The 10,811-nt window shown below is 35.6% G+C and carries 13 protein-coding genes; 10 read left to right on the top strand and 3 right to left on the bottom strand.

What is annotated here, in order from left to right:
- Positions 1-255: 255 nt before the first annotated feature.
- Complete coding sequence (locus ACVPON_RS01640; protein WP_462875531.1) at positions 256-768, bottom strand: helix-turn-helix domain-containing protein; 513 nt, start codon at positions 766-768, stop codon at positions 256-258.
- A gap of 256 nt (positions 769-1,024) precedes the next feature.
- Between ACVPON_RS01640 and ACVPON_RS01635 the strand changes: the two genes are divergently transcribed.
- The 9 genes from ACVPON_RS01635 to ACVPON_RS01595 all read left to right on the top strand — a co-directional run bounded on the left by ACVPON_RS01635 (position 1,025) and on the right by ACVPON_RS01595 (position 8,276).
- Positions 1,025-1,498, top strand: coding sequence for a hypothetical protein (locus tag ACVPON_RS01635; RefSeq protein ID WP_462875529.1), 474 nt, complete (start codon positions 1,025-1,027; stop codon positions 1,496-1,498).
- Positions 1,499-1,500: 2 nt separating this feature from the next.
- Positions 1,501-1,842 (top strand): hypothetical protein, encoded by a 342-nt coding sequence (locus ACVPON_RS01630; RefSeq protein ID WP_462875528.1) that lies wholly within the window; start codon positions 1,501-1,503, stop codon positions 1,840-1,842.
- A 458-nt stretch (positions 1,843-2,300) separates the two neighbouring features.
- Positions 2,301-3,635 carry a Rep family protein gene (locus ACVPON_RS01625; protein ID WP_462875526.1) on the top strand — a complete coding sequence of 445 codons (1,335 nt, stop codon included), beginning with the start codon at positions 2,301-2,303 and terminating at the stop codon, positions 3,633-3,635.
- On the top strand, positions 3,622-3,981 hold the full coding sequence (locus tag ACVPON_RS01620; RefSeq protein WP_462875525.1) for a hypothetical protein: 360 nt from the start codon (positions 3,622-3,624) through the stop codon (positions 3,979-3,981). Before ACVPON_RS01625 ends, ACVPON_RS01620 begins: the two co-directional genes overlap by 14 nt.
- Positions 3,982-4,214: 233 nt before the next feature.
- On the top strand, positions 4,215-4,418 hold the full coding sequence (locus ACVPON_RS01615; RefSeq protein ID WP_462875523.1) for a DUF3173 family protein: 204 nt from the start codon (positions 4,215-4,217) through the stop codon (positions 4,416-4,418).
- Entirely contained in the window at positions 4,411-5,532 is a 1,122-nt protein-coding gene (locus tag ACVPON_RS01610; RefSeq protein ID WP_462875521.1) for a site-specific integrase, read from the top strand. The genes ACVPON_RS01615 and ACVPON_RS01610 overlap by 8 nt, the downstream gene beginning before the upstream one ends.
- Positions 5,533-5,690: 158 nt before the next feature.
- Positions 5,691-5,984: a hypothetical protein gene (locus ACVPON_RS01605; RefSeq protein ID WP_462875519.1), complete on the top strand. Its 294-nt coding sequence runs from the start codon at positions 5,691-5,693 to the stop codon at positions 5,982-5,984.
- Positions 5,977-7,833 carry a hypothetical protein gene (locus ACVPON_RS01600; protein ID WP_462875518.1) on the top strand — a complete coding sequence of 619 codons (1,857 nt, stop codon included), beginning with the start codon at positions 5,977-5,979 and terminating at the stop codon, positions 7,831-7,833. Before ACVPON_RS01605 ends, ACVPON_RS01600 begins: the two co-directional genes overlap by 8 nt.
- Positions 7,834-7,919: 86 nt before the next feature.
- The gene (locus ACVPON_RS01595) at positions 7,920-8,276 is read left to right on the top strand and encodes a hypothetical protein (protein ID WP_462875516.1); all 357 of its coding nucleotides are present in this window, start codon (positions 7,920-7,922) and stop codon (positions 8,274-8,276) included.
- A gap of 431 nt (positions 8,277-8,707) precedes the next feature.
- Here the strand turns inward: ACVPON_RS01595 and rpmG are convergent, their stop codons facing one another.
- Positions 8,708-8,857, bottom strand: a complete 150-nt coding sequence (gene rpmG / locus ACVPON_RS01590; RefSeq protein WP_002262412.1) for a 50S ribosomal protein L33 — start codon at positions 8,855-8,857, stop codon at positions 8,708-8,710.
- 15 nt (positions 8,858-8,872) lie between these two features.
- A complete protein-coding gene (gene rpmF, locus ACVPON_RS01585) occupies positions 8,873-9,055 on the bottom strand; it encodes a 50S ribosomal protein L32 (RefSeq protein WP_462875513.1) in 183 nt (60 codons plus the stop codon).
- 333 nt (positions 9,056-9,388) lie between these two features.
- Here rpmF and hisS point away from each other — a divergent pair, with 333 nt between their 5' ends.
- On the top strand, positions 9,389-10,669 hold the full coding sequence (hisS, locus tag ACVPON_RS01580; protein WP_462875511.1) for a histidine--tRNA ligase: 1,281 nt from the start codon (positions 9,389-9,391) through the stop codon (positions 10,667-10,669).
- The last annotated feature ends 142 nt before the right edge of the window (positions 10,670-10,811 follow it).

Genomic DNA, 10,811 nt, shown 5'->3' with positions numbered 1-10,811 from the left:
TTGAAAACTTTAAAAAACGCATTTTGATTGCTTTAAACGTAAAGAAAGAGAGAACCAAGTTCGTCCTCTCTAGGTGTTAGCTTTTCATCTACCCACTACAGTTGACAAAGAGCCGATAAAAAAGCCTTTGAAACGTTGATTTCATAGGCTTTTGGTTTATTCAATTATTTAACTTCAATAAGTTATAGATTACGTAGTATGTAGAATGCTACGTTTTATTGTGTTTTAATAAAAATCTAGTTACTGAAAATAGATCTATTTTGTATCAGTTGTTTCCAAATTGTTGCCAAATAGAGAAAGTAAAGAGTTTTTGTCTTCTTCAAAGCTACTCCATTTTTCAATCATATTTTTTACGAAAGGCTCTATGTCGATATTATGATGTCTAATTACTTCTACTGTGTTTTTTATAGCTTCTCCGATTCTATCTTTTGGAGCAGAATTATATTCTACCATATTTATCAGTCTATAAAGTGCGGTATCTAATTTATTTTTGTAGACATCAGTTGCTTCTCGTATTTCTCTAAAGCTTTTTTGTATATTTTCTTCATATGTTTTGTCAAATTCATTTATATCTGTAACGCCCAGTAAATAATCAGTTGTTACATTAAAAATTTTTCCGAGTTCTAATAGTGTTCTGAATTTTGGTTCGTTGGTTCCGGTTTCATAATTCCTATAGGTTACACGAGTTATTTTTAACAAATCTGCAAGCTCTTGTTGTGTCAAGTTTTTTTGAGTGCGTAAGTCTCTGAGTCTATCATTGAATTCCATATTGTACCTCTTGTGTAAAAATATCTTTTCTTTTAGTTGACAATGAATAAAAAAATTGATACCATTATTTTGTGATAATTAGTTTTATCATGTTTGCTTAATTGTAAAATTATTGTATCACAGTTAGGTGGATTATTTCAAGGGGGTAACTGCTTATGATTGTATGAAAAAAGTCTTTGAAAAGTGCAACTCTTCAAAGACTTACCAAAATAACTAATTTGATTATACCATATTTCAGAGAAAAGAGAATAGGAGAATGGCTTATAAGGAATATTATGAATATAAGGACATTATGGAAGCTACGGGTAAATCCTTTTCGTCGGTCAAAAAATGGCGATTGAAAGTGGAGGAGCTTTCAGGTCATGAATTTACACAGACTAAAATGCGTGTTAGTCGCAGACGTGTCCAAAGTGTCTATCAATTCACTGAAGAAGAGTTTAATAAGTTTATTAGACTATCTGAACGGATAAATGAGACAAACAACCTAGTGCAGTCTGTTGTTGAAATTTGGGGCGATTTAAAAGCCCGTAGAGAGCGTCAGCTATACAAAGATGTCTTCACCCTGAAAAATGCTGTAGAGGGTCTAAAAACAGCTAATAAGAATAAAGATGTAACTATCTCTGTCTTGACAGGTAGGGTAAAAAAGTTAGAAGAACGGCTTGAGGTCTTGGAAGAAAACCAGTCTAAGAGTTGGTCTCCATTTAAAAAGAAAGAAAAAAGAGGTATTTAATTATGGCACAGCCAACATGGAATCGTACACTATCAGAAGTATTGCAACAAAACACAGTTCGGAAAACATTTACCAGTGAAAAGACTGGCAATGAATATGAAACTGATGTAATTGAAAAGCTGGAAGTCGTTTCTACAGGTAGCGTAGAAGAGATAGACGGTAAATATAGCTATTCTGTGGTTGATACAGTTCATCAACTAGAATATAGCATTAAAACACTGAAGAAACTGGAAGTCTTTTTCGGGGCAGAGCTTGTCTTTACTGATGTGACTGGAGGAATGACCAACAATGGTCGAGGCTGGTACAAGGCAGAAGATGTGGCACTGAAGAAAGAAACTCGCTGATGTAGGCAAAAATGCGACTTTTTGGGAGCTGTAGCCAGCGCTTCGTCGTGCGGGCTAGGGGAAGCCCTAGCCGACGAAGTGCGGGAGGCTATACGGCTACCAAAAAACAAGTCGGATTTTTGCTTGAGAGTTGTTTTCATACATTTTCATAATTTTAGAATTTTCCGTTGTCGTTTTTCGCTCAAGAGTTTTATAGGGTTTGTATATACTCATATACTCATTTTCTATGCGCGCGCCATTCTAGGACTTGACGATAGAATGGTGCTAAACCATTGAAACCATTGGGTTTGATGACGGTTAGTCGCCCCTTAAAACGGGGCATTAAAAACCCTAAAATGGGAGAAAATGGTGAGTTTATGCGTGAGTATATGCATGAGTATATGCTCGAAAAAATGGAGCATATACTCATAATTTGGTGAAAAGAGATTGAAAATGAAAAGAAAGGTGCATTAAAAAATATGATAAAAAGAATTCAAAATAGGCGATTTCTATTTGAGCAACAGTTGAAGTCGAATTATTGGAATTGGTCTCCCGAGGAGAAAAAGTTACTTGATGATTGGCAGGAAAATAAGGATAAGATATTCAGACATATTTTTGGTTGTATCCGTCATCTTGTGGAAAAAGATGAGTTTGTGGAATTTGCAATAGTAGTGCATGATAAAGACATTTCGTACGGTACAAAGTCAGTAGAACCGCATGTGCATGGTTATATTGATTTTCCGAGACGGATTGATTTATCAAAAGTAGCTGGGGCTTTAGGCTTGGAACGTGAACGTATTGAAACTCCAAAATCAAAAGGCGGTAGGCATTTAACTAGAATTAACGCTCTAGCTTATCTTATTCATGCCAAAGATAAGGATAAGTACCAATATCCTGTCAGTGATGTAGAAACCTTTGATACGCTTGATTATGAAACATTCATCAATCAAAATAGAGAAGATTTTGAAAAGTATTCTGCGACTAAAAAACGTGAGAAATCAGATGAGAGCCTTGATTTAGTCTTAGCTAAAGTGTATAAGGGAGAACTGTCCTATTTTGACATTATGAAAGATGATAACTTGTATTACCTAATGGCAAATAATCGCCAAAAATTCCTAGAAGGATTTGATATTTTTGGAGAACGTGAGAGTGTATTACGATTGGAAGCTCTACAAAATGGTGAGTATGATTTAACAGTTCTTTATATTCAAGGAAAACCAGGGATAGGAAAATCAACTCTTGCTCGGGATATTGCCTTAGAGGTACAAACAGCTTTAGATAATGTAGGTTTGAACGGTAGTTCCTATTCAGCCAGTTCAAAAAATCCGTTTGATAATTACGCTGGAGAAGAAATCCTCCTTTTAGACGATTTACGAGAGGATAGCCTATCAGCTACTGATTGGTTAAAACTATTTGACCCTGTCAATTCTGCGAGAATGTCAGCCCGTTATCGTAACAAGTTAGTAGTCCCTCGCTTAGTGATTATGTCTGCTCACATGTCCCCGAAACAATTTTTTGGAAAGATTGAGACGGAAGATATTAACCAGTATTTGCGTCGAGTAAATTATTCTTCAGAAATTGCTAGGAAGCATGGTATGGAGAAACGTTTTTATAGCGTATCAGAAGTAAAGGAAAGCAAAGCGAACGGACATTATCAACGCTCTGACGGTACTAGTATTGTATTGAATTTTGATTATGAGGATTTATTCTCCGTTCAAGATAGGGGAGTATTTATCACAAAATTATTAGATAAGTATATCTATCCTAGAATTTTACCAAAGAAAATAAAGGACGTGACCAATGGAAAAAATTGATATTTCAGAAAAAGAGTATACCGTGATGATACTATTTATTCATATTGCTGTATATGAAGATAAATTTGTAAGGTGGAATTTGCAAAAATATTTATCAGAACATGTAAAAAGTGAAGAAGAACTTGATTTTTTGTATGATTGCATTCTTGACTTAAGTATAAAAGAATTGGAAAACTTAGCACCTAGAGAAAGAATTATATTATTAAAATTTGTAGGTACTATTTTGACTACTTGGGAAAAGGACAACTTGTTTGCGAATTTATGTTGCGAAAGTAGTATTAGTTTTATGAAGATGGCTTATACTGCATTTAATGCTTATAATATTGAGCGGATAGAGAGTTATTAGGACGTGGCAAATGACTAGGAAGATAAAGATATTCACACAAAGAACAAAAGAGGGGATAGAACACCTTATTGATTTTAGACAAGCTCCCGAGTTGTATCAATACTTACCAGATATTTATATCTTTGTTCAGAGTAAAGCAAGGTATTGCAAAATAAAAAAAATGATGCAGTCGGCAAACCGCATCAAATATAAAACAACTAAAGATATTATAACATGAAAGGAAAATAAAAGCTATGTTTATCACTAAAGAAGATTTAAAAAAATTAGGTTTTGGAAATTATCAAGCGTATACGCTTATCAAACAAGCCAAAGCTCTTATGGTACAAAAGGGATTTGCTTATTATGCTTCTAAAGGTCTTGGACGTGTTCCAGTCGAAGCAGTGGAGGAAATTTTAGGTACAAAATTAGAGTTTGAGGGGCAAGAAAGCTATGCCTAAAATACCTCATGTATATTATGATAAAGCTACTAGCACGTATTATGCAGTAGCTTCTCTTGGATTTGATGAGATAACAGGCAAGAGAATGCAGAAGAAAAAGCGAGGATTTAAGACACAGACAGAAGCTAAAAAATGGTACGATGAATTTATGGCGAAACATTCTCGTAAAGCGATTGTACATGGTGCTAGTTTAACGGTTGAAATGTTTCTCGATAACTATTTCATACCAGATTATAAAAATAAAGTATCTGATAGAACTTATATGACGTTTACCTCAAAGCTAAAGAGGCTTAGATATTTTTCAAAAATGAAAATGGTTGATATTCAACCAATTCACATCAAAAAATGGCATACGACTATTCTTGAGGAAGGACTATCCAATAACTATTTAAAAGATTTACATCAGTCTATGAAAGAAATTTTTGATATGGCTATGACTTTAGGGATAGTCAGTGAAAATCCAGTTAGAAAAGCTGGAAATGTCAGTCGTACTAAGCATAAAGTGGATTTTTGGACAAAAGAGGAGTTTGAAGTATTTATCAAGACTTTTGAAAAAGAAGATGTTTTAGAGCATTTGAAATTTATCACCTGCTTATTCCTCTTTATGACTGGTTTGAGAATTAGTGAACTTCAGGCCTTGGTTTGGGATGATATAAATTTTGTAAACAAGAGCTTTGTTGTAAGTAAGTCTATGTTTTATCAAAATAAGAATAATTGGCAGATAAACCCAACAAAGACTTTTTCAAGCAATAGATTGATTTATCTTGATAGCATGACTATAGAAGCATTGAAAGAATGGAGAGAGCATCAGAAAAAATTAGGTAGGATTGATTTTATATTCTCATACAACTGTATGCCTATCACCAAAACAATGTTAAACAAGGCGATTTTAGTTCATAGTGAGAAAGCAGGGATAAAATCTATTAGAATACATGATTTAAGGCACTCTCATGCAAGTTTATTGTTATCCTTGGGTATGAATGATTTAGAACTTAAAAATCGTTTAGGACATGCTAGTATTCAAACTACACTAGGCGTATATTCTCATCTTCGTCCTACTGCTATGAAAGAGGTGGCGGATAAATTGGAGGGAAAAGTAAATCTCAAATATTGATAAATGAGTATAATTTTAATGTACTCTATATTTCAAAACATATAAACAAAAAGATTATAAAGGTTGATTTAATAGGGTTTAGTTTTGACCGAATTTAGGAAAAAATAGGAGTTTTTAAGATTTGGCTACCAAAGTAGCTACCACAGAAAGGAATTATTATGAAAAAATTATTTAAACCGTTATGGGTAAAATTAAATGACCCAGAGGATAAGTACACTACTGTCTTGTTTCGTATTGTATTATTGGTGGGGTTAAGTCTGTTATTACCACTTACTTTTGGTCTGTTATTGGTTTTAGGTGTACGTTATGAAGATTTAAGTTTCATATTTAATTATTTTTATATGTTTTTAATTTTAACAGCAGTATCTTGCTTTTTAATTAAGTATATCTTAGTAACATCTGATTTTATAATGGGTAGATTGTTTTTTAAGGAGACAAAAAAGAATGACTAGTTTTGAATTTAAAGAGGGTGAATTTTTTATAAAAGGAACTGAACAAGCTATTAATCTATCCGACCTTGGCTCTAAACTATTAAATGATATAGATTGGTTTGACCCAATGACTGCCATTGATACTTTTTTTAATAAGTGTTTTAATGGGTTTATTTGGGTAGCTCAATTCTTATTTGAATTATTCGTAAAAACCTATGACTTACTAGGAAAAAGTGGCGGTACTGTAGATATGGCGATTGTCAAAATCATAGACCAAAGTGCTTCTACTTTTCAAACTATTTTTGGAGCTGTGCGTTGGTACGCTTTAATTGTTATATTTTCTTACGCTTTTTATATGCAGATAACGAGGCGAGGTTCGGCTTTGAAAATCATCTGTTTAAGTATACTTGTCATGGGGTCTGTACAACAACTCTATACAGCTCCTCCCAAACTAGACCCAGTCGCCTATTCTCTTTCAGGTGGTATGGAGGTAAGGCAGGAAGAAAAAGTACAACCTCGTACGTTTGTTTCTAAATTATATTATGGTGTATCAACTGCTCTTGATAAGGTACAAAAAGAGATTACAGCTGGATTGTTAGAAGAAAGCTCTGACCAAGTCCTAGTAGCCTATTTTGAGCAAGCTATATGGGAACCCTATAAAGGTATGAATTCAGACTTTAAAAAACAGGAGGGAAGTTATAACCTTACAGATGAGCAACTGATAGCCCTATTTGGTTTTCGTGATAACGATAAAGAGTATATTATTTCAGGTAAAAAAATAGAGGAGGTAGTTGGAACCAAAGAACAACCCAAAGTAAAAAATATTAGAACTCTAGGCACAAAAATGAAATATATTATAGTCATGTTAATAGAGGTTCCGTTTTTAGGGATTGTTATAAATGGTTTATCTATATTTGCTTTTGTCTTAAAAATAGGAGTTCTTTTCTTATTTGTTGGCTTTCCTTATATTCTTGTAGCTGTCATCTTCCCTTTCTTCTGGAATGTATTATGGAATACCGTAAGAATGATTGCCTATGCCATGACTTTATCTTCTATGCTAGGAGCAGGTACAACCTTATTTGTTCTTTTTAATGCCACCTTGAATAGTATTCTTTTAAAACTGACGGCAGAAGATATTGTTTTTTCCTTGTTTCTCCGCTTAATTATTTACTATTTTCTCTGGAAGTTCCGTTTTCAAATTGCACGTATTTTTAAAGGGCAACGCTTAGCTCCAGCAGGTCGTATGTTACGGCAACTAACATCAGGTACAACTAAAACCGTCCAGAGAGGTTTAGGAATGGTTTCAAAACCTGCTCTTGTTGGCGGACTGATGGCGATTGGTGCGGGAAAAATAGGGACAGAAAAGCTAGTTGCAAGGCAACGAGCAAATGCTTACAATCGTTCTGTGCAAGGTCATATGAAACAAGGAGATAGTTTTGAAGTTGCAAGTTTAAAGACAGAAAGAGGACAAGAGCTACGCACTCTAAGAAGAAAAGAACCGATGAAGAAAATAAGAGGAATGGGTAATAAAACAAAAGCTCTAGCTTATCATCTTTTATCAAAAGGCTACAGAGACAATACCGCAGGGAATCAGCACTATAGACGAAAACGTCAAGGAACATTGCTTCGTATTGATAAGGACAAGATAGATACACTAGATAGGAAGCAACGTATCAAGAGTTTAGACCGTTCTATCCGTCATCAAAAAGGGATAGATAACTTTAAGAAGAACTGGAAGCAACCACAACAACCTTTGCTTGAGCCATCTGGTCCAATGTTTATTGATTTTCGTAATAAGAGCTTTAAGACGAAATCACGAGTACTAAAGGTTCATAATGATACTAAAAATTATACTTTAGGAAAAAGCTAAGAAATATAAGAATATGGTTCTATCAGAATGTTGATGTTTGTGTGTTAAATTAGTATAATATAAAAAAATAAATAGGAGTTTATATTATGAAAAAGTTTTATTGGGCAGTTGTTATTGTTTTATGTTCCTTATTCCTTGTAGCTTGTGGTAAACCTGCTAATAATTTAGAGGGAAAGTTCTATAAAGTATATGATGGCGAGAAAACACTTGCTTTTGAGTTTGATAAAGATTCTGGTCTCTATCATTTGGCTTCGGGTGGCAATGCGGTACCAATTACTGATATTGAACAGGATAAAAAACAATTTACAGTTTCGGGTTTTTTGACTGTTGTAATTGCTTATAATATTTCCGAGACAGGAGAATTGGAGATATTAAATGGCGGTGGTATGGAAGGAACATATTATAAAGAAGATAGTAAGGCTCTGGAAGAAGCTATGAAGTAGAAGAATACTATCCCCTCGGCAACTGACTAGTTGTTGAGGGGATAACTATTTAAAAATACGAACAAAATTCAACCAGGAGCACCTAAAATTGGCACGTTTTCCCGAACGTATGACCAAATAAACAAGCAAGCTATTATGTTTTACTCATACCACTGCCCACATCAAGCGATTTATGCCGTGAAAGCTGATTGACAATAAGCAGTTGCAAAGTGCGCTAGTACGTGCCAGCCGAAAGGTTTACGACATTCACATGCCAGTCTAATAATAATCGTGGCTTTTGTCTAACTAGCGAAGTCTGTTCGACAAAAACGCAGATTGCAAAAAGCAGTAAAGGCACACGCTTACTGCTTTTTATGTTTCCAAAATGTTGCCGAAAATAAAAATCAATGGCGTTAACCATTGATGTAAAGCTATTTTCACTAATTAAACTTTTATTTAACTTCAGTAAAAATCACGTGCTTCCGCAATTTTGGTGAGTATTTCTTTAATTGAAGGCGGTCTGGGGTGTTACGTTTGTTTTTAGAAGTAAGGTACAAGCGTTCACCAGATTCTTTGTGTTCAAGTGTGATATTTACGCGCATGGTATCTCCCTTCTATTATTCAGCTGCAGCAGCTTTAGCGATTTTACGTCCTTTGTAGTATCCTTTCAAAGATACACGGTGAGAACGTGAGTAATCCCCAGTAATTTCATCAAATTTTACAGATGGTGCTGTCAATTTGTAGTGCGTACGACGTTTGTTTTTTTTCGCTTTTGATGTGCGACGTGCAGGTACTGCCATTTCTTTTTATCCTCCGTATGATGTATAAAGGGCGTAGAAAAGCGACTGAAAACGGAGTAATTTTCGAACCCATCACAGGATTAGAAAGAGACTTATCTATTTTCTGAGCTTTTAGCCCGTATTCAAATACAATAATTGTATGTATGGCTTTTGCCAACCTTAGTAGGATATCATATTTTTTTTGTAAAGTAAAGTTACTTGACAGATTTTTTGAAAAAATTTGCCAAGATTTTTAACAGATAGGAAAATTCTCTGAAATATGCTAGAATGGAAAGAAAGTACAGAAAGGAATCGTCTGTTCGGCTATGTAGAGCCGCCAGGTTTATTTATTCTATGAAACTACAAAAACCTAAAGGAACCCAAGATATTTTGCCCAAAGAATCTGCTAAATGGCAGTATGTGGAAGAATTTGCCCGGAAAATCTTTGGTCAATACAACTACAAGGAAATTCGTACGCCCATCTTTGAGCACTATGAGGTGATTAGTCGCTCTGTTGGGGATACGACAGATATCGTCAGCAAGGAAATGTATGATTTCTATGACAAGGGAGACCGTCACATCACGCTTCGTCCAGAAGGGACAGCACCGGTCGTTCGCTCCTATGTAGAAAATAAACTCTTCGCTCCAGAGGTGCAAAAACCCGTTAAGCTCTACTATATGGGCTCCATGTTTCGCTATGAACGTCCGCAGGCAGGACGCTTGCGTGAATTTCACCAGATTGGAGTGGAGTGCTTTGGCTCTAGCAATCCTGCGACAGATGTAGAGACCATTGCGATGGCTAGTCAATTTTTTAAGGAAATTGGTATTCAAGGTGTGACCCTGCATTTGAATAGCTTAGGGAATACGGCTAGTCGTGCAGCCTATCGTAAGGCATTGATCGATTACTTGACGCCGCTCAAGGAGACCTTGTCAAAAGATAGCCAGCGTCGTTTGGAAGAAAATCCGCTCCGTGTTCTTGATAGCAAGGAAAAGGAAGACAAGGTAGCTGTAGAAAATGCTCCGTCTATTCTGGACTACTTAGATGAGGAAAGTCAAGTCCATTTTGATAAGGTGCGAGAAATGCTCGAAGCCTTAAAGATTGACTATGTTATCGATACTAATATGGTCCGTGGCCTTGATTATTACAACCATACGATTTTTGAATTTATTACAGAGGTATCTGGAAGTGACTTGACCATCTGTGCGGGTGGTCGTTACGATGGCTTGGTTGAGTATTTTGGTGGACCAGAAACACCAGGTTTTGGCTTTGGTATGGGGATTGAACGCCTCCTTCTTGTTCTTGAAAAGCAAGGAATAGCGCTTCCCTTAGAAGAGGAGTTAGACATCTACATTGCTGTTTTGGGGCAAGAGGTGAATGTTCAGGCTTTAGAATTGGTGCAGGCTCTGCGAAATCAAGGCTTTAAAGCAGAACGAGATTATTTAGGGCGTAAATTGAAAGCCCAATTCAAATCTGCGGACCACTTTCGGGCTAAAATGATTCTGGCGCTTGGAGAAAGTGAAGTGGAGCAAGGGCAAGTGACTGTGAAGAACAACCAGACGCGGGAAGAAATGACGGTTTCCTTGGAGCAGGTGCTGACAGATTTTACCCTTATTTTTGAGAAGATAAAGAACTAAGGATGAACATCAGGAGAATCTGATATACTCCCCTTATAGTGGACAGTGAAAAAACAAAAATTCACTAGAAGCTTGATATACTCCCCTTATAGTGGACAGTGAAAAAACAAAAATTCACTAGAAGCTAAAGGGGAGTTTTCCT

The sequence above is a fragment of the Streptococcus sp. 1F3 genome, assembly GCF_054968985.1.
This window is presented reverse-complemented; position numbering and strand designations above follow the sequence as displayed.